This window comes from Mixta sp. BE291 (assembly GCF_031457955.1).
Lineage (GTDB): Bacteria > Pseudomonadota > Gammaproteobacteria > Enterobacterales > Enterobacteriaceae > Mixta.
This window is the reverse complement of the sequence record NZ_JAVDXN010000001.1, coordinates 526492-548608: the sequence shown is the minus strand read 5'-3', so window position 1 is coordinate 548608 and position 22117 is coordinate 526492. Positions and strand designations below refer to the sequence as shown.

Annotated in this window: 26 protein-coding genes and 1 pseudogene; 3 read left to right on the top strand and 24 right to left on the bottom strand. The window is 42.3% G+C overall.

The window, feature by feature from the left end:
- Positions 1–8: 8 nt before the first annotated feature.
- From J2X14_RS02625 to J2X14_RS02540, 19 genes are all read right to left on the bottom strand, one after another.
- Positions 9–911: a hypothetical protein gene (locus J2X14_RS02625; protein WP_352409651.1), complete on the bottom strand. Its 903-nt coding sequence runs from the start codon at positions 909–911 to the stop codon at positions 9–11.
- A gap of 14 nt (positions 912–925) precedes the next feature.
- Positions 926–1564 (bottom strand): phage adaptor protein, encoded by a 639-nt coding sequence (locus tag J2X14_RS02620; protein ID WP_352409650.1) that lies wholly within the window; start codon positions 1562–1564, stop codon positions 926–928.
- 102 nt (positions 1565–1666) lie between these two features.
- A complete protein-coding gene (locus J2X14_RS02615; protein ID WP_352409649.1) occupies positions 1667–2569 on the bottom strand; it encodes an SU10 major capsid protein in 903 nt (300 codons plus the stop codon).
- Positions 2570–2586: 17 nt separating this feature from the next.
- On the bottom strand, positions 2587–3585 hold the full coding sequence (locus J2X14_RS02610) for a hypothetical protein (protein ID WP_352409648.1): 999 nt from the start codon (positions 3583–3585) through the stop codon (positions 2587–2589).
- A gap of 68 nt (positions 3586–3653) precedes the next feature.
- Entirely contained in the window at positions 3654–3911 is a 258-nt protein-coding gene (locus tag J2X14_RS02605; protein ID WP_352409647.1) for a hypothetical protein, read from the bottom strand.
- Between the two features lie 58 nt (positions 3912–3969).
- The gene (locus J2X14_RS02600) at positions 3970–4233 is read right to left on the bottom strand and encodes a hypothetical protein (protein WP_352409646.1); all 264 of its coding nucleotides are present in this window, start codon (positions 4231–4233) and stop codon (positions 3970–3972) included.
- 17 nt (positions 4234–4250) lie between these two features.
- Entirely contained in the window at positions 4251–5030 is a 780-nt protein-coding gene (locus tag J2X14_RS02595) for an Ig-like domain-containing protein (RefSeq protein WP_352409645.1), read from the bottom strand.
- 39 nt (positions 5031–5069) lie between these two features.
- Positions 5070–7322, bottom strand: coding sequence for a portal protein (locus tag J2X14_RS02590; RefSeq protein ID WP_352409644.1), 2253 nt, complete (start codon positions 7320–7322; stop codon positions 5070–5072).
- 16 nt (positions 7323–7338) lie between these two features.
- The gene (locus tag J2X14_RS02585) at positions 7339–8865 is read right to left on the bottom strand and encodes a terminase large subunit domain-containing protein (RefSeq protein WP_352409643.1); all 1527 of its coding nucleotides are present in this window, start codon (positions 8863–8865) and stop codon (positions 7339–7341) included.
- 11 nt (positions 8866–8876) lie between these two features.
- Positions 8877–9251, bottom strand: coding sequence for a hypothetical protein (locus J2X14_RS02580; RefSeq protein ID WP_352409642.1), 375 nt, complete (start codon positions 9249–9251; stop codon positions 8877–8879).
- Between the two features lie 2 nt (positions 9252–9253).
- The gene (locus J2X14_RS02575) at positions 9254–9616 is read right to left on the bottom strand and encodes a hypothetical protein (RefSeq protein ID WP_352409641.1); all 363 of its coding nucleotides are present in this window, start codon (positions 9614–9616) and stop codon (positions 9254–9256) included.
- 4 nt (positions 9617–9620) lie between these two features.
- Positions 9621–9902 (bottom strand): hypothetical protein, encoded by a 282-nt coding sequence (locus tag J2X14_RS02570; RefSeq protein ID WP_352409640.1) that lies wholly within the window; start codon positions 9900–9902, stop codon positions 9621–9623.
- A 44-nt stretch (positions 9903–9946) separates the two neighbouring features.
- On the bottom strand, positions 9947–10807 hold the full coding sequence (locus tag J2X14_RS02565) for a DNA-directed RNA polymerase (RefSeq protein WP_352409639.1): 861 nt from the start codon (positions 10805–10807) through the stop codon (positions 9947–9949).
- A 79-nt stretch (positions 10808–10886) separates the two neighbouring features.
- On the bottom strand, positions 10887–11147 hold the full coding sequence (locus J2X14_RS02560) for a hypothetical protein (RefSeq protein WP_352409638.1): 261 nt from the start codon (positions 11145–11147) through the stop codon (positions 10887–10889).
- A 79-nt stretch (positions 11148–11226) separates the two neighbouring features.
- Positions 11227–13014 (bottom strand): hypothetical protein, encoded by a 1788-nt coding sequence (locus tag J2X14_RS02555; protein ID WP_352409637.1) that lies wholly within the window; start codon positions 13012–13014, stop codon positions 11227–11229.
- A 164-nt stretch (positions 13015–13178) separates the two neighbouring features.
- Positions 13179–13565 carry a PDDEXK family nuclease gene (locus tag J2X14_RS02550; RefSeq protein WP_352409636.1) on the bottom strand — a complete coding sequence of 129 codons (387 nt, stop codon included), beginning with the start codon at positions 13563–13565 and terminating at the stop codon, positions 13179–13181.
- Entirely contained in the window at positions 13549–13824 is a 276-nt protein-coding gene (lysC, locus tag J2X14_RS20985) for an Rz1-like lysis system protein LysC (protein ID WP_502889935.1), read from the bottom strand. The genes J2X14_RS02550 and lysC overlap by 17 nt, the downstream gene beginning before the upstream one ends.
- Positions 13799–14131, bottom strand: coding sequence for a hypothetical protein (locus tag J2X14_RS02545; protein WP_352409635.1), 333 nt, complete (start codon positions 14129–14131; stop codon positions 13799–13801). The genes lysC and J2X14_RS02545 overlap by 26 nt, the downstream gene beginning before the upstream one ends.
- Before the next feature lie 9 nt (positions 14132–14140).
- Positions 14141–14482 (bottom strand): hypothetical protein, encoded by a 342-nt coding sequence (locus J2X14_RS02540; RefSeq protein WP_352409634.1) that lies wholly within the window; start codon positions 14480–14482, stop codon positions 14141–14143.
- A gap of 894 nt (positions 14483–15376) precedes the next feature.
- On the opposite strand from J2X14_RS02540, the gene J2X14_RS02535 reads away from it, so the two are divergent.
- From J2X14_RS02535 to J2X14_RS02525, 3 genes are all read left to right on the top strand, one after another.
- Positions 15377–15532 (top strand): hypothetical protein, encoded by a 156-nt coding sequence (locus J2X14_RS02535; RefSeq protein WP_352409633.1) that lies wholly within the window; start codon positions 15377–15379, stop codon positions 15530–15532.
- Between the two features lie 40 nt (positions 15533–15572).
- A complete protein-coding gene (locus tag J2X14_RS02530; RefSeq protein WP_352409632.1) occupies positions 15573–16094 on the top strand; it encodes a hypothetical protein in 522 nt (173 codons plus the stop codon).
- A gap of 187 nt (positions 16095–16281) precedes the next feature.
- Entirely contained in the window at positions 16282–16797 is a 516-nt protein-coding gene (locus tag J2X14_RS02525) for a hypothetical protein (RefSeq protein WP_352409631.1), read from the top strand.
- Between the two features lie 34 nt (positions 16798–16831).
- On the opposite strand, the gene J2X14_RS02520 is transcribed toward J2X14_RS02525, so the two are convergent.
- The 5 genes and pseudogenes from J2X14_RS02520 to J2X14_RS02500 form a co-directional block, all read right to left on the bottom strand.
- Entirely contained in the window at positions 16832–17056 is a 225-nt protein-coding gene (locus tag J2X14_RS02520) for a hypothetical protein (RefSeq protein WP_352409630.1), read from the bottom strand.
- Positions 17053–18867 (bottom strand): recombinase family protein, encoded by a 1815-nt coding sequence (locus tag J2X14_RS02515; protein ID WP_352409629.1) that lies wholly within the window; start codon positions 18865–18867, stop codon positions 17053–17055. Before J2X14_RS02515 ends, J2X14_RS02520 begins: the two co-directional genes overlap by 4 nt.
- Positions 18868–18915: 48 nt before the next feature.
- Positions 18916–19320 (bottom strand): annotated as a pseudogene (locus J2X14_RS02510) (PHP domain-containing protein); the annotation flags it as partial.
- 61 nt (positions 19321–19381) lie between these two features.
- Positions 19382–20323, bottom strand: coding sequence for a glyoxylate/hydroxypyruvate reductase GhrA (gene ghrA / locus J2X14_RS02505; RefSeq protein ID WP_352409628.1), 942 nt, complete (start codon positions 20321–20323; stop codon positions 19382–19384).
- Between the two features lie 105 nt (positions 20324–20428).
- Entirely contained in the window at positions 20429–21898 is a 1470-nt protein-coding gene (locus J2X14_RS02500) for a peptide MFS transporter (protein ID WP_502889934.1), read from the bottom strand.
- Positions 21899–22117 lie beyond the last annotated feature (219 nt).

The window sequence follows — 22117 nt, the reverse complement described above, 5'->3', positions numbered from 1 at the left end:
CCTCTTTATTAATTCATGTTAAACCATCCACCATTAAAGAAGCCTAACCATGTATTACCACCGTCATAGCTGGCGAGTGTCAGTACATCCATTATGTTTGCATCTAATGATAGTTGTGGTTTTCTGTCCTGTGACCATTTCACGTTTGAAGGCCAGTTGATGGCACGATCACCAAAAACATCTTGCAGAACTAACAATGTAATCTGACGAAATGCAGACTCACCGCCATAAGGTGCAAAGGTGAGATTAGTACTGGCACGGTCTAACGTAATGTGGAAAACAGATGCCGTACTTGCGTCAATTTTGATCGAGTCTGCACCAGCTACCTTTTGTAATTTGTAGTTGGACGCGATTGGAAACGGGTTCGCTTCTGTGTAGTACCGGTACTTCATACCAGTACTGGTTTTAGCGAAGATTACGCCATCCTCCTGTAGTCCCAATATAGCCTTAGAGTTACCGTGCATGATCTCTAAATCTGTTGTGAGATTGTTCATACGTAACTCAGAACCATTACCCCCAAATGCCAACCCAACACCCTCGTTAGGTGTGGCGGCGTTGAAAGAGAACAGTCCTGTGATGGTCTGTGCCGTAGTCTTTACTGCTACGTCTGGTTTACTGGTAATGTCATTCCAGCCTGGCGACCATGTTACAGAACGGGCACCAACCATATCTGCCGTGTAGTCACCCTTCTGAGGGTACACAGCCCCATGACGCTCATTGAATAGAGCCACGCCAGATACAGCACCTGCTGCCAGTTCCATGTAATGCTTTGCCTGATCTGCATCGGCTGCGGCTGATGACTGTGAGTTAGTCGCACTGGTAGCTGCCAGTTCTGCACGCTTGGCGTTTTCCTCACTGCTACTGATCCATTGCGGATCGTCTGTAGCGAGAGAATCAAAAATCCCTGCCATTTAATTTCTCCTTTTTAATAGTACCGCGTGATGTTGTCTGAGTTAGCCCACGTCACTAAAGTACTGCCCTGATATGATTCCCTTAGTAGTTGCTCCTGTAGTCCTGTTAACGAGGTTTCCGCCATGTTACGCCAGTACTGAGCCTGGTCTGGCTGACCGTCAAATATGTATGCCTGTTCCAGTGCTACCCATAGTAAGAAATCTGGTACGGCAATCAGATACAGGTTGCTGGAATTACTTACATCAAGCTTTTCTGGTGCAATGTAATACACCACTTCAAACGCAGTATCAGTACTGACAGCTTTATCCAGCTTGTACATATTGGATACTGAGGCAAAGGCTATTGGCTGATTAGAGTAGTTCTGTACGTCATAGATCTTTTCATAGGACTGACGATACAGAATCTGATTGTTCGACCGGTTACGGATTGATTTTAATTCCAGTAAGTTTTTAGGTGCAGTCAAATAGTCATAGCCTGCACTCACAGTGAATACATCCACTTTTTCAGCAGCAGGATGACGCAAACGGCGGTCTAATTCAGTTTCTGCAAAGTACACCCACGCTGGAATTTTACTAATGAAATAAGCTTCCTTAGTATCAACGTATTTTTGTACATCCGTGTACAGGTCAGATACGTTTTGGTATTGAGCCATTTTATATCCTTATAAAATAAAAAAGGGTAAGGCACAGACAAAATTTGTCATTATGCCCTACCCTTGAGGATTGGTTAATTGAGTACTTAGTACTCAATTCAATTAAACTTTAACGTTATTGATTAAACCAGCAGATTTGAATGAGCGGTTTTTCAAGCCACATTCAACGATTAGTTGACGTGCTTCGCTATCACCAGTTTTAGCCAGTTCATTTAGGCTATATGGACGTAGAGTAACAAGTTCCCACATAGATGAATCGAATACATAAATGTCACCAATACCAGTACTTGCATCATACTTTGCAAGGCGGTTATTAATAACATCGACCGCACCTACTGGAGATGTATAACGAACGACATCATTAACGATCTCAGTACCGTTTCCTACATCACGTAGTACCCCATCACGTTGAGAAATAGCTTTAACCAGTGCATTACGTACACGTGGGTGACACATGATGTAGTCTGGCGTTGCACCATTTTCGAATAGACGGGTTAGAAGTTCATCAATTACATCAAGAGTAATTACAGCGGATGCCTGATCAATAACGTTACCAGCATCAACCTGTGCTTGATAAGACGCAGTTAAACGGCCTACAGAAGCAGTCTCACCTGTTTTAACCTGGCCTGATAGAAACGCAAATTCCTGATCACGTTTTAGTTCTTTAGCACGTAGTTCAACCTGATGTGCAAGTTTTTGTTTTTGACCAGCAATACTTGTAACCATTGCAGAACCAGACAGGCGTACAGTCTTGGTAAAGATTTGCGTATAGTTGTCGTGTTCAAGCAAAACATTGTCAACATGGTCTTTTGCGTCAGCCCCTTCCTTTGCACTGTTACTACCAGCGGCTGCAAGTTCTTCTTCAGTCCAGTAAAATAGTACGTTATCAATAGTACTTTTACCGATCATTGAAAGGAACGGAGTCGATTCGGGTGAGATATTTTCGACAATATCCGAGAGTGCTTTGTGTTGTCCCTTTAGATTGGCAGTTAATTGTTGTGCCATATACTTCTCCTAATTTCTTATAATAATTTTGATAGCAGATCCTGTGTAATTTTGGATTGTTCCCTGCCCCTTAATTGTTTTTGTCTTTGAAGTCCTTTCTCGATTTGTCGAGATTTACTTCCTTTTTGATCTATCTTTTTAACAGGTGCACTCAAATGTGACTTAGACTCAATCTCTTTTTTCTTCTCAGTTTTTACATTCTTGTTAGTACGTTCCTGTAGCTTCTGGTATTGCATTGCGTCATACACAATGTCCCATGCTTCAGGCGAGGTCATGCTTAGTACTTGATCCTCTGTAAACCCACGGTTTGATAGAAATTTGTCTAACTCATTAATAGTACCGGCATTGAAGCCATCACGAGTACTTGCCATCTCTTTAAAGATGTTCTCGATATTTTTTGCGTTTGTTTCACGCATAGAATTTGATGTTTCACGTAAAATATCATCAGCTAATTCTGCGTCTTTTTTAGCTTGGATATAACGCGAGTGAAATTGGTCATATTGTTCTGGTGAAGCTTCACGGCGTAAACCATCCCAACCGCCCAATTGTTTTAATGCACCATCTAAACGTTCCATTTCGATGTTTGCATTGAACTTGACAGCCTCAGACCGTTCAACTGCTTTGGTCAGTTCTGCTTCAAGTGCTTTACGCTGAGTTGCAATCTCTTGCGTCTTCTTGGTAAATGCCGCTTGTCGCATGTACCCACTTTTGAGTTCACTACCCTTTACGGTAACTTCCTCACCGTCGATAGTAAGTGTGAAGTCATGATCATCAATGTTGTTGGCCTCAGTACTGATAGTACTGTCATCATCGCTTTCATGTTCTTCATCATCGCTATCTGCGGTTGACTCTTCTTCTGTTTCATATTCGTCTTCATCGTCATGAGTACTTTCTTCAGTAGTTGATTCGTCGGTGTCAAGTTCCTCTTTTTCTACATCATGAGATTGTTCCGCTGGGGAGTCTGCTGGCGATTCAGAATCTAAGAAACTTAGAATTTCGTTTGTTGTTTCGGACATAAGTATTCCTCACTATGCATAGTGATAAAGGTTATATTTGTAAGATGTGTTATTTCAGTTATTACGTATTAGTAGTCTGATACATCTATGGGTTTGGAAAGTATATGTTTTTGTTTTGCTGCACTGAATGTAAGTGCGTTAATCTTTCCAATAATGCGTTGTAATGCCTGATACTCATAGTGAGAAATCACAGCGTCATCAGGGGACTTTTTAATCCCTGATATAATATCTTCTTCGACTTGCACAAGAATCTCTTTGAATACTGGATTGTTCAAACACTCTGAACGCAAGGATTCAAACTTCTTTAGTACTTCATTGTCATTCATTCATGCACTCCATAAATTAACCCCGTATTTCAGTACGGGTTCCATTTAGTGGACTACTTTACTCAACTTCAGATACAGAAATCACAGCACTTGTATAGCTGATATTCTTGATAAAAATATTTCCAGTACTGGATAGCGTAATTGAGTATGGCGTAACAAGTTCAAATCCATCATGAGAAGTATTTGATGTAGTTCTGATAACGATCTTTGCTGTCGATTTGTTCTGTACTAACAGTGTTTTCCCTACAGAGTCAGAGAATACTGCATATAGGGAGATTTCACCATCAGCGGGGATAGTGTAATCAGGGTAAGTAATTTTCATTGTTATTCCTTATTTTATTATTGTGGGTCTACCTGGAAGTACGAACTGTCACTTGCTTCTGCACCTCTGAACTTAGCTTTAACGCCAATACGGGTATTGCCATCAGTTACGCCTGTAGTAAGGCCAGTACGGCTGATAGTGGCAATAGCGGGATCATTGCTGAAGAACTCAAGTACCAGTTCTGGATGAGTAGCCGCCTCAGAAGGACTGATTGTGTACGTGAGCTGGTAGGTTTGGCCAACTTTGATAGTCCTGGTACTGTCCGTGTACGCTGATAGCGTTGAAGTAAACACGGCTGAGCTATCATTGACAGTACTGCCATCGGTGTTAGTCAACGTGACAGCTATGCTTACCCCGCTACTATCTTTCAGTACTGTCCATGTGCTATCCGCGTTGATCTGCACAACAGTACTATCTGTAGATGAATACTGTGCTGTGTAGCCTGTAGAGGCTTCTGGATTCGTCGTGAAAGGTACTTGAGGGTTAGTACTACCGATAATCGCTAAGCCCACAGAGCTTAGGTATACGGCCTCTGCGGGTACTACTGGTACGTTAGTACTGTCAGTTGTGAGGATACCGATAGAAGCGGTCCTGTACGTCTTATTGGTGAGATATACGGTTACGTCCTGATCTACAACTAAGGTTTCCCCTACCTGTAATTCATATCCCTGCATTGTATTGTTTGAAGCACTTATTAGTACTGGAGCCGTTTTAGGCTGAATCATATATGGTGCAGTTTGATTTAGCTCCTGAGTACTATTAGGTGCTAATGAAATGTCGCTTAATGTTTCGGACATTATTAACTCCTGTAATTTTAGGGGAAATCCATTCCCCCTTTAAATTGATGTGAAAATATTATTTCCAGATTTAATTTCAGCCTGAGCCATTTCCTCTTTGAGTGCTTCTTCTTTCTCAAGTAGGGCTTGCTTATCAGCCATGTTCTGCAATTTGCCATCAGTTTCATCCTGCTTGCGAATCTGCTCATGTGCCATGTTTTGCATGTCTGCCTGAGCTTGCTGTTCCTGAAGCACAACCTTACGTTCATCCAGTTCAAGCTGCTTCTGTGCCATGTTGTTAGCAGTACTCTGTAGTACCTGATTCTGGTCTGAAAGCTGCTGTAGCTGTTGAGTCATCTGCTGCATTTGCTCCTGTAGCTGTGATAGCTGCTGCGTGAGCTGGTCTTTTTGCTGGATAGTACTGTCATCGTTCATGTAGTACTGAGCATCGGCAATATCCATGAGTTCATAACTCTTCACCATTGCGGCACGGATGTTATTTGCACTGGCTAACTTAGCGAGTTCAGTACCTGGTGCAGCCGTTGCAAGTACTTGAGCAAGGTTGCCGTACTTCTGGCTTTGTTCAAGTTTGGCTGTAGTACCCAATGGTGTCTTGATACGCACATTACGTAGTTCAGGCCATTCGTTCGGATTGATAGTAAGTTTCTCACCATCTACCTGTAGATCCCAAGTACTGAAGTTTTCACGCAACATGTTATAGAGTGCTTTCACCAATGGGATGATCGCACCGTTGAGTAGTGTGTTGATTACACTCTTCTGTACAAGTTGGCCTTCAGATAAAATCATTGCAGCACTTTGAGTACTGGAACCTGCTGCAAGAGCTTCACCTAACATGCCTTGACCAACAAATGACATACCAGTGCCAGATTCACGCATGGTATCGAGCATTTGAAGTAGACCGGCTGAATCACCTGCCATAGCCGTGAGCTGAATAGGATTGATCGTACCTGAAACCTTTACCGCAATACCCGTACCTGGGGCTGTATTGAAAATATCTCGTACATTGTGAAGTTCTTCAGGGTTGTATTCGAAACGTGGACGGCTTGCCATTTCGTTATACACGAACTGCTGGCGTAGTAGTCCGGTGCGGGCACTCTGAATACTCTTCGTTAGGTCTACCATCCCCTCACCCCAAAACATATGAGGTCTTGGAATTGGTGAAGTACCGCAATATGGTACTACATCTGTTTCCTGGTACGCTAAAAGTACGCCTTCGCAATAAAATACCTGATAGAGTTTGGATACGGCTATTTCTTTATCAGTACCTACAGTTTCTTCTACAGATGATTTGATATATAACTCATATAGCTCTACTTCACGTTGTGAGTTATCAAGAGAATCATCATCATTATCCAGTACTAAACCGGATTTACGGGATAGTGATGCAATATTACTATCAGCATCGTCATCATTACACTTCTCCCAAACCTCCAGTACTTTATCTTCATCAATGCCCATTTCTAATAGAGTACTGATAGTAGTCATTGCCTTGTGACCAACAATACGAGCATCGTTAATCCCACGAGCATCTTTGTTGATAATAAAGTTTTCAGCAGGTACAGCTTCAATTTTAATTGTCTTCACTTTCGAAACGATAGCGAAGTATCCCGTATAAAGCGTCTGTTCCATTACAGTGCTCATACCTGTTACATCCATCTGCCCAAGTAAAGATGTTGGCTCAACCGGCATATCATTGCTGATCTGTTCGTCTTTCCTGTCAGTAACGATAACCTCTACTGATTCGTACTGATCATCAGACTCAAGCTGAGCCTGTCTGAACTGAATCACATCTGGTGTTAGTTCTGTGAAGAATTCTTTTTCAATCTTGTTCTCTTCACGGATGATTGGACGCATGACAGAAGCACTACTTACCATCGCATCTTTGAAAAACGCACGGTACAGGGTTTGCCTGTCGTTATCGCTATCCAGTACATCATTAAGTACTTGATTGATCACCTTCAAAGTTACTGGTGACATTACACCATCAGGGACAACTTCAAGTGATTCACCACTACTGAAGGCATCCATACACGCAGCTACATAATGTTCTACTGTCGCATTACAGGTATTGTCTACAAACGATGGTTCACCTTCACGCTTCTTAGGCAATGTACCGTTAAAGAATCCCCAATTTTCAGTAATCTTTGGGCGAATAGTTTCTTCAAGGTACTCTTCACAATCATCTACATCTGAACGTACTTGTTTAAGTAGTGCTTCCTCAAAAGCTTCTAACTTATCTGAAGATAGATCAGGGGTTCGACCTGTAGTTAGGTCTGTATATTTAAAATCCATTTTAATTATTTCTCCGTTAGTAAGTATCGTATGTATTTGTGTACTTACTCCATTCATTAGCACTGATTACTTTGTTAGTACCTTTTGTTTCGTGTTCGTATTCAGATACGCCAAACTTATTGATTGCCATGATGTTATATCTAAAGCTATCAATGAAATGGTTATCTTTGTCGATAAAGTTTCCGTCTTCATCATATGAGTACAGGCTGAATTCTTTTAAGAAACCCGTGCATTTAGGATGTACTTTAAGTTTGCCTGATAGCATTAACTCACGCATGAACATAATGCCGGATTTTACGGTACGGTCTTTGCCTGTAGGATCAAAGTACCAGTTACGTGCATATTCCCTTGTTAGTACTAAACCTGCTCCTTCAAAGATAGATTGGTATGTTGCTCCTAATCCCCTTTCAGCCTTGGCATCAGTAGGTAGGATCATTGGTATATATCCGTGCTGCATTGGACGTACACCGGCTGCACAAATTATTGCATCGGTCTTTGTATATGAAAGTTCGTCATAGAGGTAGTAAGTACCGTTATCGGGGTCGTACGCAATGAAGCTGAATACCATATCATCTGAATAGCCTAAATCGGCTGCTGCCATACGTTTCCAGTACTTACCGATCCGGAATGTGTTATCAAGTAGGCTTTCTTTCAGGATACCTGCGAATACTGCACCACTACCGGCACTTGGGATGCCTTCAATACTGAACTGTCTGGCCCAAGGTTCGATCTGCTCATTCATCTTCACCTTTTCTTCATCGGTGAATCTATTACTGTCCCATAGCGTTACGTGTACCAATCCGCTGTGGTGAGTACCGTCTTCTTCCCAGAACTGTTTGATTACTTCATCGAGTCCTTTCTCTGGTGTTGCTACATAAAGAACTCGACCGCGTGAAGTCCATGTACGCTTCTTAACTTGGCTGAAAATGTCTTCAGGTACTTGTTCATCAAGTAACGCAAAATCGATTTCCATACCCATAAGAGTACCAACGCCAGCACTGTACACATCAAAAGTGATACGGCTTTCACCGTCACATACACCTGCTGCATCGTAATGCTTCACGTATACAGTACTGACTGTGTTCTGAAGTCCTGTCTTGGGGATTAGCTTTACAATGTCTTGTCTTGGTAACCAGCCAGTACCACGCCTATCAGCCGTACCTAAGATGCACTCTGCGGTACATTTAGGCCGGTTGATCTGGCTCCAGTCCCAACCGAGTACCAGTACGTTTACTGGTTTGGTATAGCGGTGTCCTGTCCATCCTTCAGGGTATCGGCCTGTAGCGTGAATGACGGTTTCATAAGTACCGAAGTATGTTTTTCCGAGGCGGTTTCCTGCACAGACCATCCTGAAATCTTCAGTACTGCCTAACGTGATCGCGTCAACCTGCCACTGGTCAGGTTCAAAGAACTCAAGCTTGTTGTATTCCCTGTAATCTTTGCAGGCTTGCAGATAGTTCAGTACTGATAGTTGTTCATCTTTAGTTAGAGTACTGACATATGCTGGTATATCTTGAATATGATCCAATAGGGTTAAATCCATTTAACGCCCCTTTATTTTTTATCTAATAATTTTTTAATTGCATCCTCAACATTGTTAGGTTCAATAGTGTTATTGATTTCTACGTTTGAACGTATTGCTTTGGCAAAGTAAGGTGCGGCGTTATTCGCTGCTTTTAAAGCACGCTGAAATGAACGCTCGTACTCTTCGCTATGTAAGTCATGCGTCTTTAAAGTACTTGCAAGGTCTTCAAAAGCATCATTAGCAATAAGGAATAATATTTCTGCGATATTCTTATAACCTTCCTGCTCATAGCGAGCTTGCATCTGTAGTGTGTCTTCGTTGAGTTTTGGTGAGAGGCGTGCTTTTCGTGCTTTGCTTCTGTCCTGTACATAGGTAGTACGTTTCTTTTTATTTTCTTCTGCCATGATCAGTACCCTTCTTTGAAGGAATACCCATGAACATTTAGCCAGGTTTTACCGATAATTGATTCTGCGGCGGCATATGGAATTCCAATAGTCTTACAGTACTGTTCCAGTGCGGAGACAGGTACTACCTGAATGACTTCATAGTTCTTGATTACGGATACTATATCTTCACCTTCGATTGGTTTAGTACTGACACTGTTAACAGCATCAACTACATCAGCAAGCGATTGATGAAATTTGATTTGTAGATCTGATTTGAGGTTCTTGAGTGAGCGTGATTTTACTAATGTTGTGATGCCTAATGTATTGGCATAATCGAGTACTTCATCTTTAGTACTCAACGCGTTTAGATATTCCTTATCCATATTATTATCCTGTTATTGAAATATTCAATACTGCATCCCTGTGAGTTAAATTGTGCAGAACTAAACTGGTGCATGTAATTTTAATTTCATCGAGTACTTCAATTGATCCTTTAGTGAGATCATCGCTGATAAGTACTGTGACACCTGATTTATTCTGAATAACCAGAGTTTGAGTATCTGATAGTGAAAGTACTGAAAACACGTTCACAGTACTCTCTTTGGGAACAGTAATATCAGTTGATACTTTCAAATTGATAAACCGCTGCTTAATGATTGATGTGTCCATGTGAGTTCTCCTTTTCATCTAATCCATTAAGTGGGCGGCTTTACTTACATATAGGCGTTGTATGCAGTCTTTAGATCTTCTTCCCAGGTATCCCACGTATCTTCTGTAGGTACATGCTTCAGTTCGTCTGGTACTGCTTCTGGCGGTATGCCATCCAGTAACTGATCTTTGAGGTTTTCGAAGTACTCACTCTTTGCTACAGCCAGTAGTGAGTTGGTTACGGCAGTCTTAGTACTTTCAATGTTGTTGGGATGTACGCCTATGGAGTCGTGAATGTAGGCCATATCTGCTTCTAACATACCGTGTTTGATGAGGTGCAGTAGTGCAGCATCGGCACTGTGTATGATGGATGGTACTGAGCTACTGGTAGTCTTGCGTTTGTTGGTAGTACTGGTCTTCTTGTTGATACGGCTGGTTAGCGTCTTCCCGTGTACCTTGTAGCTTAGAGAGATCGATTCCTCTTCATAGACTCTGAGTACTACCGGGAAGTTATTAAGCGGGTTCACGAACTCAATTACATCTTTATGCTTTAGTACAAACGCCAGCAATTTACGAAAGTATCCAAGAAATTTAATAGCACTTGGTACACCTTCTTCCATTGACCAGAAGATCATATTAGTCATCATGGTAATTTCTGAGGGGGTAAGTGAATAGATAAAGCCATCCTCAAAGCTTTTAAGCTGGCTTATTACGTCTTGTCTTGAAGTGCGTTGAGTACCGCCATAGTTAGTGATTACCATTACCGACTTTTTGAAAGTTTTACGTGCAAATACTTCATCGGCATGTTCAGACATTTTAATGCACAAGTCACGTTGAGCGATTAAAGTACTCAACGTTTGCTCAACGGATAGTTTTTTATTACGGCAAGATTCAATTAGTTTTAGTTGCAGGTGATTAATGTTCATATTCATCCTTGATAGAACACGATAAACATTTGTCACCGTGTATTTTTTAATTTAATTTTGCGAAGTGCTTACTTTAATTTTACCCATTATTACCTTCAATTAACTTACAACCATGCTTGGCTAAAAATGCATCGCGTGAATCGTAAGGTTCTCGATTGATTATAACGTAGAAGTCAAATGAAATTTCAATAATGTTTTCTTTTTTGCCGTCAATCGTTAACACTTGAAATTCAGAAACACTGAATGTACAGGGCTGTTTAACATCAAATTTAAAGCTCTTTTCTGAAAATGAAACTGTTACTATTGGTACAATATACCGAGCTAAGGGTTTTACAGACATAAATTTCTCCTTGATTTAATTTACATTGTATTTATCTTTTTATTTCATAAGTTATCTGTAATTTTTTAATTCAAAGTAACTATGACATATAGAGCAACTTAGAATTGTCATTCGATTTGTAAAATGCCTGAAGTACCTTTTTTATCTCATCATCGCTTTGAGCGGCGATTTCAGTACACATAGCTTTGCAGGTATCAGCTACGGCTTTATATGCATCACGCAGTTCATCAGTAGTGTTAGGTAACAGATTCGTTAGCCCCGCTGCCTTGGAACATTTCTGTACCAACGCCTGTATCTGGATTGCAGAACTGGTAGCGTCAATGTATGCGAGTATGCCGGTCTTATAGGTACTGTCTTTGTTGTGCATATAGAGTGTGTACATGATGTTCAGTGCCTGAAGTACTTCATCCTCATCAAGCAAATCAATCACACTGTAATCGCTGTGTTCGATGCACTTTGTGAATGCCTCATGTAGCTCCTGTACGCGGTTATAACGGGGATTGGTATTCTTCTTACTGAATCCCTCAATCATGCCACCAAGCAGTACCTTAAGCTGGTATACGCCGCTATCGGTTAGCCTTTCAGTACTGAACGACCTAACCAGTACTTTAGCGAGTGAGTTACCCTGGAATGACAGAGACGTATTGTAGGTATAGACACGGCCACGGTTATCACAGAAAACAGGGTGATAAAACTTCTCGTACTGGCTGTAGAAATCAGCATCAGTAATCGTCTGTTCCCATCCTCTTGCCTTGCCTACTGCACTGGTAGCATTCACCAGTTCTTCGCTAAGTTTGTCGATCTCATCATTAGCGTTGAGTGCATCACTAATGTGTTGCGTCTTCTCATCCTCATCTTTCGTTTGAGTACTGAGATAGTTACTGGTTTTCGCTGTCTTCTGAAGTTTTGCAATCTGTGCGTTAATTTCTTTGTTCTGCATGTTCAGGTCAATCTGCATTTTTTTAATGTTGTTATTGAAGTACTTCATTACTGATGGATGTTTGCATTGCTTCATCCATTCAAGGAATTCAGTGTTAACAGCCCATTCAGTACTTTGCATCTTATTGATAGTGTCGAAGAACATTTTGCCTTCGTTGTCACTTGTAAACTTGTACTGCCTAACTTCAGCCCACTCAGGATTTTTGAGTACTGGAGATTTGATTTCCAGATACCCGCCATCATGATCGAGTAGGTTGCTATGAGGTAGTGGCGGAACAAGCATAGGTTTGTACGCGGCATGGCTTTCTTCAATAGTATTAAGTAGTTCTTCTTTGCTGATCTGTAGGGTACTGAACTCTGGTTTTATCTTGATGATAATCCCATCAGGTAGATTCTGTGTTTCGAAGTACTTACAGTAATTGGTTGCAACGTAAATTCTAACCAGTTGAATTACGCCCGTTAGAGCATCATCAGAAGCTTCCCCAAAGAAGTTGTAGCTTTGCATATAATAGTTGGCGATCTTCCTACAAAAGACAGTCAATACAATATTCTCTCTTACCATTAACTTCGTTAGTTCTTTTGTAATGAAGTAGGCCAGTAAAGTAATTGGGTTTTCATAACGAGGTACAAACAAAGAGTACTTCGCTGCATTTGTCATATCCTTCTGGTACATCAAAGACTGCTGTTCAATTAGGGCTGTATAGAACTTAGATTTACGTGCCTTCTTTAACTCGCTTTCAATGGATTCATACAAAAAGGATTGTACGGCACTGAATGTTTCAAGGAAGAATTGCTTTCCTCTTGGTAAGTCCAGTACTGAACCGTTTCCTTTAGCTGCCCTTTCATAACTCCCTGAAGCTTGAAGTAGATCTTTCTCATACCCTTGCATCAGTAACTTTCTCTCAAGTTCCCTTTGTAGTTCTTCCATGTTAGTTATAGTCCCTGTAAAAATTGTAGTTATGAACTGCTTCGTCAGTCCATCCTAATTCTCCTGTTAATTCATCAATACTGTCAGGTAGATAGTATGTATCTTCAAAATCATCTTCGTACTCGCATTCATCCATTTTATAAACTCCGTTTGTTATTTTAATATTACGGAGTATTTATCAATTCCTTTAGGTTATGAGTGTAAAAGAAAAGAAACCCGTTTTTAGCAGCCCATTCTTCTTGTGTCTGCTTAGTACCGTCTTTTCGTTTTTTGGCATTAGGCATTGGCGTATTAGCTTTCATGAATACAAATACAATTTCATGATTAGCAGGAAGTACCTCACGTACATGTTTGTATTTGGCGGCTTCAGTACTGGTACGGAATCTGCCCTTTGATTCAATGAGGTAAGTTTTAGTATCAGTGCAGTACATAAAATCTGGTTCGTAACGTGAAGGGATTGTGTACTGGATAGTATTTTCAGGATGGTACTTAAGCTGCGGAAACTGCTTATCTATTTGTTGTTCAAATTTCGAATCATACTTTTTTGTCATATTCCCTAATTCCTTTTATGGTTTGTATTAGTGCATCATTCCGTGAGGCACATTCGTTATAGAGGCTCTGGTACTCAATCAGGGCTTGCATGAGGGCTTTGCCGGTAGTATCTGTAGGTATAGGTGTGTCTGTACTGCATGGCTGTAGAAGTGCTTGCTGTTCGATTACAGGGGCTACTTGTACTGGATTGCTACAGGCAGTCAGTAGTAGAGCAACGCCGATGAGAGCAGCCTTAAGGCTTCTTATTACGTAGTGCATTGCTTGCCTCCTTGTACCTCTTCAATAGTTCTATTCCGTCTTGATCAATACATTGCTGTGAGTAGATAGGCCGTTCAATTATCGTCTGTGATTCCTTGAGTACTTTGAAGTCCTGATCCTTCAACTCATTGAGCTTCGCTGTTAATTGTTCTGCTTGTTTGTACTGCATATCACTGATCTCTTTTTTGATGGATGCAGTGATGTTTTTTTCGAGGTTCATTTCATAACCTGTGTAGTACGTATTTGCTTTCCATCCAGAAAAGACAGAAAGCAGTACTATTAAAATTATTGCTTTGTAAGAAGCCATAGCGATTCCTCAGTACTTTCTTGGGAGTACTTTTATGTATGTGTTGATGTAGTCAATGAAGCGAAAGAGATCCCTTACAACAATTCTCAACCAATCAGTATCCATTCCATTTACAGTCATGAATTGGAATTCAAATCCTTCCCATTCGTCCTGATCATGTACTGGTATCTCAAGTATGTTAGTACTGAGTACATCTGGTTCTTCCCCTCTTCTTCTGATTTTCTCTATGTAGAGAGATCCATAATTTGCATGACAAACCACATATATAAGTCCTTTGTTCATAGTAATGAGTTGGGTTTTACTTTCGTAAGTGAAGTACCCATTACTAACTGAAAATTCTAATTGTCCCATTTGTTGCTCCTTGAATTATTTAGTCCATTAAGTAGGAGTCTTTACTGAAGTAACTGAGAAAGGAAAGTAAGGGCTTAAACAGCTTTGAAGTACTAATTCAGTGAGTTCAACACGAACACACAAGGCGAAGCCGCGTAGTTACTCAAGAAGACGACAGGCCAAATCAGTATGAGGGTTTTGAAGTAATTCAGTTCTGTACTCAAAGAAAAAAAGAAAAACCCACATCGGGGATGACAGTTTCCTTCGAAGAAGGGAACGGGAATCGCAGATTACTGATTTATATGTAGTGACGACTTCAGGAGGAACTACATATGAGCATGGCGACACAGGAGCACATGCGTTAAGCAGCCGCAGGCAGTACTTCCATTATATTCTAATATTGTTGGATTAATTCGGGAGACCTATGCAAATGATCATAAAACGTACATTTAACTCGTAAAATGAGCAAAAATAGGCTTAAAAACACACAAAATCATGCTCTAACCCTTTTAAATCCAGCAAATGACCCGATTTATTCCGGTCAGTCCCGATTTATTCCGGTGATTTACCGTATTTAATCGGGACATTTTCAATAAGTCGCTTCTTAGTCCTGTCATACAAAATTATTAAAATCAGTACTAACGAAGTACACCACGAAAAAATTAAACTTTTTTCGCAAAAAAATTTTTATTACACGTCACTTTAAAAATAAAACACTAAATACTACGTATTATAAAAACAAGAAGCGAATCACAAAAATGAAACGATTTAAACTCTTGTGGTATAATATAGGTAAGCAAAAAGTTTAGTGATGAATTCTGATTGTGGTCTTTTTAGTCATAAGAAACCCCGTTCATGAGGCGGGGTTTCTTTATGCAAAATTAATCATAGAATTTGTCGACAAAAGGAATTTAAATGAAAGAGAATAAAGAACATAGAGTAACAGTACGTATTTCTGACACTCAGAACAAACTAATTGAAAAGCTAATAGCTGATGGTACTTGTAAGACTCCATCAGCAGCAGTTCAGTACATATTAAACATAGCAATTTTAAAAGGAATTATAGACTAACATCATCACAAAGTTAGTATAGTTTAAATGGACATAAAAAATGACTAAAAAGAAAAATCCAGAAGACCTAAATAAACGTGGGCGTCCAACTGATGAATATGACAATGGTGATCTAAGTGCTCACTTAGCAGGTATTGTACATCTGAAAGATTTGAATTTCGAAGCACAAACTATCATTCGTAAGACTGTTAAAGAATTTAATGATAAAACAAACAGTGATCGTGCTTACGATACTAAGAGCATCTTGTTCTTGGTAGTTCGTCTAAGCCGTGTAACTACAGCAAGTGTAAAACAAACTATCGATTCATCTGACAAATTTGATTGTTCAGATTATGGTAAGACAAGCGTTAATAATTACAAGCAAGTACTGGTTGCGGTTGCTAAACGTTTAAGTGAGCTAAAAGAAAAAAAAGGTACAATCAGAAAAGATCAACGTAATGGTGAAGAGTACTATTCTGATAGTCAACTATTGAAGCTAATATCACTTATGGAAGAAGGCGGTAGTGTAAGTGCTATCGATATGATGATTGAAGAATTCAAAAAGGAAATCAAGGGCAATTAAAACCTCGAGCACACATAAAGAAATAAAATTTCTTAACCAAAAAAACATCAAATATTAATTCTATTTGCGGCACTTCATGGATGAATTGCCATAAATAGTACAGAAGATTAAAACATAACTATGAAAAGGATTTCATATTAAAAGAAAACTCACCCTTCGTGATAAAGCAGTACGTGCATATAACTCTATGGTGCTTCGCTGCAAAGCTAATAAGAACTATCAGCACATTGCTATTGATACTGCATGGATCAACAACCGCGAATTATACATTGCTAATTTCATGCAAGGCTACATACCAAATTGGCATTTAGATAAAGATTTAAAAGTACCCTACTCTAATCTTTATAGTGCTGAAACCTGTATGTTCGTTCCAGCACACATCAATAATATATTACGTGGCAAAAAGTCAAACAGTCGTGGTAATGCTGATAACTCTGTGGTACTTCCATTAGGTGTTAGCATTTCGAAAAGTAGTAAAAATCCTTACCAGGCACATTGTAAAATTAATGGAAAGCAAACCCACTTAGGATTATTCAGTACTCCAGAAGAGGCACATCGTGCATGGCAATTAGGTAAGATTGATCAGTTACAGTACGCACTTATGGATACAGAATTAACCTCAGAAATTATTGAAGCTTTGGAACAATGGATTAATATCATTATCAGTGATGTTGAAGCAGGACGGGAAACTAAGTTAGATTAAAAAGAAGCCAGTACTGCAAAGTACTGGCTTACTGTTAATCTTCCCACCATCTTAGTTCTTTTCTATCTATCGTACCGTTGTTGATTGATTCTTCAAAGTACATCAATAAATCCATTGAACTCTTACCAAACTCAGGGGCTTGCTTTTCTGTGCCGGTATAATGTTCACGATACTCAATTAGCTTGTTCAAAAGTTTATGCCTGATCTTAACATTCATGATTAGCTCATTAATGTAATATTCCCGATCTTTATCAATCATTTCTTACTCCAAAGCAGCATAGGATCAATATCTGGATAGCCGTTCAGCCTCATTAGCTCTTGTGCCGATTTGAAACTTTGACTCAAAAGAAATGCTGAAAAACCCTCCATTTTTTGTCCTTCAATTTCTTCATAAAAGTAACGCTCCTGCTTTTTCTTGATGTTCCTTATTCTGCCTACTCTGGTAACGTATTCTATACCTCGTGCCTCATACCTTGATGAAATGACTTCTTCTATCTCTGGCTTTTCCTCGCCAGCACGATAAATCACTTCAGTATCGTTACCTATATCAAACGTAATTGCTATTTTTTTATCTGCTTTGTTTACCCTAATCCCCTTAATGAACTCCCTGATGACTTCTCGTAACTTTGGTCTTGAGGGATGTTCTATATCTTTCAGTACTTCATAAGGGGTTTCATCTAAAAATTGACTGATAGTGTCAAATGTTACATCGCCCGTTTTTGAATTAACTGCACGCTTACTTGAAATTTTCGCTTGTTCTAACTGTAAAATATCCCTATTAGCCTTATGAACCTGGAGAAGTGCTATAACTTCATCAATATTACCTGTAACTGTAATTGCTTGCGTTAACTTGCTAATGTTTTCGGTTTCGGCTGCTATTTTTTCTTGAATTATTCCAAGCTGCTTTTCATAGTCGTCTTGGGTAATCCGTCCTTTAACTGCTGCTTCAGAAAATGCAATAAGCAATACTTGTATTGAGCAATATTCAACAACGTTTGATACTGACCAAACCTTGCAGACCGTTTTAACGTTCTGAGCACCATCACAAACATATCTAATTTTATCGCCCTGTCGCATGGAGTTCATTGTGCTTCCACAACGACCGCATCTAATGAGCTTCATGCCAGATAGCAAATTTACAGTGTTTGGCTGTTTTTTGTTAGTTATATAGGTATTGTTTTTACTAATATCATTTAGTATTGACCACTCATCATCAGTACATAACTTTGGGTAATAATCTTCGAATGTATAAGTTTTCCCTTTTTCCTTATTATTAGGTTCATCCCTGTCCTTAAAATAGATTACTCTTTTCCCTATTACGGCTTCGTTAGTTCTTAGTTTTCTTACGTTAGGAGTTGTCCAAATTCGTTTTGAGCTTGGATACATGTTTGGATACTTTTCATTGAGATGGTTGCAAACACTCCATACAGATGTACCGGCTAAAAACATCTCAATTGCTTCACGAGCAATATTCCATAGTACGGGATGTTTCTTTACTCCTTCATGACTTGGCCCAGTATCGTCTATCCAAAATGGATGATTCCCTACTGACTTAACGACTACTTTTTCACCGTTTTTATAATCTTGGTACAAAGCTTCTACGTTGCCTAACACCCTTTTTCTTTTCGTTTCGCTCTCTTCATTCGCACGCACGAAAACCATTACTGTCATGAACAATTCATGAGGGTTTTTGTTCAGGTATTCACGTGTATAAACCTTTTCACCGTCCATCCCTGCGACTACAGTGATTCCAAGATTTATTAAGGTGAGAAGTAACTCTTGTGCGTCTGTGACCTTGCCTCTATGAAGGCGGTCAAGGTTTTCCGTATAAAGCCAAGCAGTACTTTCGATTGCACCCTGCTTTACGGCAGCAATAAATGACCCGAGTGCGGCTGTAGGCAGAAGGTGTTTTCCCGCGAATGCTGAGACCCCTTTATCGAAAATTTCTACCATTTCTAAGTTGTGCTTTTCTGCAAACTCTTTTGCTCTTGCAGTTTGTCGCTTCAACGAGGTTCCGCTTGCCTGACGCGGTGTACTCCAGCGTACATACGAAAACATTCGTTGCTTCACAGTTATCCTCTACTCCCACAATAATGTTATTTGTGTACCTTATCATATAGGCTTGCCGGGATGGCTGATAATATGCACATTGCCGCTAGCCATGGCGGCGATCATTGCTTCGGTGTGCGCAACCTTATCCTGCGGCGCGAAAACCGGCTCATGAAAACCGGCAACCACTAAATCCATGGTCTCCAGCATCCGTCCGGTGCAGTCGATCTCGCCAGCGCTGTTTTTAATATTGGCTTCAATGCCGCGCAGAATGCCTACGCCATCCACCACGCGCGGCCAGACATGCATATTGATAAAGTGCCAATAATGCGGCGCATCGGCCATATCGGGGCCGTGATCGGTAATGGCAAACAGCTTGATACCGTTCTGTTTTGCCGCAGCGATATAGTCGTGCAGCGTGCTGTATGCATGCGTACTGGCTACCGTGTGCATATGTAAATCAACGGGATACATTTCCAGCTTTCTCCTTCTGATTGGGCAAGGCTGGCGCGCCCTGCCATCGTTATTATTACGGTTAATAACCGCGCGTCAGATCCACACGACCTTCGGGCTGCTGCCCCGCTTCCAGCTGCGCAATCGCGTTGGCGATATAGTGCATCGCTTCATCCGGCAAGGTCACCGCAGCATTATGCGGCGTCAGCGTGACGCGCGGATGAAGCCAGAAAGGGTGATCGGGCGACAGCGGCTCCTTAACAAACACGTCCAGCGTCGCGCCTTTGATTTTGTTGTCATTCAACGCCGCCAGCAGATCCTCTTCAACCACATGCGCGCCGCGCGCCAGGTTCATCACAAAGGCGCCGTCATTAAGCTGATCCAGCAGCGCCCGGTTAATGATGCCAACGGTCTGCGGCGTATTGGGCAACAGGTTAATCAGCACTTGCGTGCCGGAAAGGAAATCGGCCATTTGATCGTTGCCGTGGAAGCTTTCAATGCCTGCCAGCTGCTTGGGCGAGCGGCTCCAGCAGCGCAGCGGAAAACCCCAGCTTTTCAGGCTCTCTGCCACACTCAGTCCCAGCACGCCCGCACCCATAATACCTACGGTAAAATTTTCACGCTGATAGTTGCGCAGCGGCTGCCAGAGCGACTGCTGCTGCTGTAGACGGTAATCGTCGAAACGACGAAACCAGCCCAGCACCGTATGCACGGCATATTCCTGCATTTGCAGGCCCATACCGGTATCTTCCAGACGGAACAGCGGTACCGCCGGATCGATCATATCCGGATGCTGCTTTAGCAGATCAAGAATATCATCCACGCCCGCGCCAATGGCAAAAATCCCCTTCAGCCCGCGCCGTCCCTGCAGCATTTCAACCGGCGCGAAGCGCATTAAGGCATAGTCGGCATGATCGTTGTCGCCCGGTTGCCAGCGCCGCAGCCGCGCCTGCGGCAGGCGCTGTTGCAGGCCCTGCTGCCATTTTTCCAGGCTAAAGGTAGGGTGGTAAAAGATGATATCCATAGTGCCTCCTCTGTTTTTATTTCACCCAAGGCTCAGGGAAATTGGCGGCGCTGGCAAGAGAAATGTGCGGGATTTGGCCCGCCGCAGCGGACGGGCCTGAAGGGATTACGCCTGCGGCGCGGTGGATTGGATTAATCTTCGCAGCAGCGGGATAAGAAATAGCATCACTAACCCGACCGCCGCCGCGCCCCAACCCAGCAGGTTGAAGATGTGGCTGTAGCCGGGATTGGTGAGCAGCGCGCTGCTGCCGCTGTTTTCCGGCATCAGCGCGGAAACGTAGCCCGCCAACACCGATGCGACGCCGGTGACCATCATCCAGCAGCCCATCATGATGCCCTGATAGCGTGTCGGCGCCAGCTTGCCGATCATGGCGTAGCCGATTGGGGAGATCAGCAGTTCGCCAATGCTTTGCAGCACGTAGCTGAAAAAGATCCATTTGAACGCCACCATGCCATCGCTGCCTGCCAGCATAATGCCCAGCGGCAACACCAGCATGCCCAGCCCGATACAAAACAGCGAGCAGGCGAACTGCAACGGAATATCGATACGCCAGCCGCGCTGACGCAGGCGGTTAAAGGCGACGGCCAGCAGCGGGCCGCCAATCACAATCACCAACGTATTGATGTTTTGTACCCACTGCGGCGCAACGCGGATGCCCCACACGTTCAGGTTGATATTATGTTCCACAAACAGCATCAGCCCCATCGGTGCCAGCTGGTAAAGCATCCAGAACACCAGCGAACCCAGCGCCAGCAGCAGGTAAGCGGTCATACGGCGCTGTTCGTGGCGCGGTCGATGGCGCAGCGTGGTGATACAGAGCAGCAGAAAGATCAGGCCGCCCAGCGCAATCACAAAGGATCCGGTGAAATCGGCGTGCGTCAGCATCACCCGAATAATTGGCACCAGCGCTACCAGCACCGCGAGCCCAATGGCCATGCGCAGCCGGTATTGCCGCGCGTTGACATGCAGCAACGGCGTATCAATATCCGCCAAAATTTTCCAGCGCAGCAGACTGATAATAATCGCCAGCGCGTTACCCACGGTGGCGAACAGGAACAGCGCCTGATAATGCTCGCCAAGCTGGAAATAACCGGCACCGGTGAAACCGATAAAGAACCCCAGATTCATCCCGGCATAGTTCCATAAAAACGCGCTTTCGCGGCGCTGGTCATCCGGTGCAAAGCGCTGGGTAAGCATCATGTTGATGCAGGTGACATTCAGGCCGCTGCCGGTCAGGAACATCGCCAGCCCCCAGTAAAGCCCCTGCGCGCTTTCGCCCGACAGCACCCAGCAGCCAGCGACCTGCAACACCATACCTAAGACAAACAAATTGCGGTTACTGAGGAAGCGCCCGCCCAGATAGCCGCCGAACAGGTGGAGGCCATAGTTAAACGCGCCGAAAACCCCCATAGTGGCATTGGCCTGCGCTTCGCTGAAACCGAGGCGTTTGGTGGCGTACAGCACCAGCGTGGAGTAAAGCACGGCGAAACCGAGCGTCGCGAAAATTTGAATAAAGAACAGCGCGCCGGATCCAGCCGGGATCCCCTGTGGTTGCGCTTTGGTTGAATTGTTCAAGCTGACCTCAGTGATTTTTAAGCAGTTATCGCGCATCAGTATGCATCTTATGTAGGGGGTTGTGCAGTCTGATTTATGTTATTCAACTGCATTCAACGACTTTTTGCTTACTTTCGCGCCGAAGTGGTTTAAAACTGACTAAACGCATCATTTATCGCAGAAAGTTGATTGACGCGCTGCGGCAAAATCCCTACATTAGCGCCGGTCAGCAGTGTGCCT

Bases quoted from the DNA above. Each gene is read 5' to 3' on its own strand.
- J2X14_RS02565 (WP_352409639.1), bottom strand. From the start codon at position 10,807: ATGAACATTAATCACCTGCAACTAAAACTAATTGAATCTTGCCGTAAT.
- J2X14_RS02530 (WP_352409632.1), top strand. From the start codon at position 15,573: ATGACTAAAAAGAAAAATCCAGAAGACCTAAATAAACGTGGGCGTCCA.
- J2X14_RS02550 (WP_352409636.1), bottom strand. From the start codon at position 13,565: ATGACAAAAAAGTATGATTCGAAATTTGAACAACAAATAGATAAGCAG.
- J2X14_RS02625 (WP_352409651.1), bottom strand. From the start codon at position 911: ATGGCAGGGATTTTTGATTCTCTCGCTACAGACGATCCGCAATGGATC.
- J2X14_RS02520 (WP_352409630.1), bottom strand. From the start codon at position 17,056: ATGATTGATAAAGATCGGGAATATTACATTAATGAGCTAATCATGAAT.
- lysC (WP_502889935.1), bottom strand. From the start codon at position 13,824: ATGCACTACGTAATAAGAAGCCTTAAGGCTGCTCTCATCGGCGTTGCT.
- ghrA (WP_352409628.1), bottom strand. From the start codon at position 20,323: ATGGATATCATCTTTTACCACCCTACCTTTAGCCTGGAAAAATGGCAG.
- J2X14_RS02540 (WP_352409634.1), bottom strand. From the start codon at position 14,482: ATGGGACAATTAGAATTTTCAGTTAGTAATGGGTACTTCACTTACGAA.
- J2X14_RS02590 (WP_352409644.1), bottom strand. From the start codon at position 7,322: ATGGATTTTAAATATACAGACCTAACTACAGGTCGAACCCCTGATCTA.
- J2X14_RS02585 (WP_352409643.1), bottom strand. From the start codon at position 8,865: ATGGATTTAACCCTATTGGATCATATTCAAGATATACCAGCATATGTC.
- J2X14_RS02535 (WP_352409633.1), top strand. From the start codon at position 15,377: ATGAAAGAGAATAAAGAACATAGAGTAACAGTACGTATTTCTGACACT.
- J2X14_RS02570 (WP_352409640.1), bottom strand. From the start codon at position 9,902: ATGGACACATCAATCATTAAGCAGCGGTTTATCAATTTGAAAGTATCA.
- J2X14_RS02560 (WP_352409638.1), bottom strand. From the start codon at position 11,147: ATGTCTGTAAAACCCTTAGCTCGGTATATTGTACCAATAGTAACAGTT.
- J2X14_RS02575 (WP_352409641.1), bottom strand. From the start codon at position 9,616: ATGGATAAGGAATATCTAAACGCGTTGAGTACTAAAGATGAAGTACTC.
- J2X14_RS02545 (WP_352409635.1), bottom strand. From the start codon at position 14,131: ATGGCTTCTTACAAAGCAATAATTTTAATAGTACTGCTTTCTGTCTTT.
- J2X14_RS02620 (WP_352409650.1), bottom strand. From the start codon at position 1,564: ATGGCTCAATACCAAAACGTATCTGACCTGTACACGGATGTACAAAAA.
- J2X14_RS02580 (WP_352409642.1), bottom strand. From the start codon at position 9,251: ATGGCAGAAGAAAATAAAAAGAAACGTACTACCTATGTACAGGACAGA.
- J2X14_RS02555 (WP_352409637.1), bottom strand. From the start codon at position 13,014: ATGGAAGAACTACAAAGGGAACTTGAGAGAAAGTTACTGATGCAAGGG.
- J2X14_RS02615 (WP_352409649.1), bottom strand. From the start codon at position 2,569: ATGGCACAACAATTAACTGCCAATCTAAAGGGACAACACAAAGCACTC.
- J2X14_RS02605 (WP_352409647.1), bottom strand. From the start codon at position 3,911: ATGAATGACAATGAAGTACTAAAGAAGTTTGAATCCTTGCGTTCAGAG.
- J2X14_RS02600 (WP_352409646.1), bottom strand. From the start codon at position 4,233: ATGAAAATTACTTACCCTGATTACACTATCCCCGCTGATGGTGAAATC.
- J2X14_RS02610 (WP_352409648.1), bottom strand. From the start codon at position 3,585: ATGTCCGAAACAACAAACGAAATTCTAAGTTTCTTAGATTCTGAATCG.
- J2X14_RS02525 (WP_352409631.1), top strand. From the start codon at position 16,282: ATGGTGCTTCGCTGCAAAGCTAATAAGAACTATCAGCACATTGCTATT.
- J2X14_RS02595 (WP_352409645.1), bottom strand. From the start codon at position 5,030: ATGTCCGAAACATTAAGCGACATTTCATTAGCACCTAATAGTACTCAG.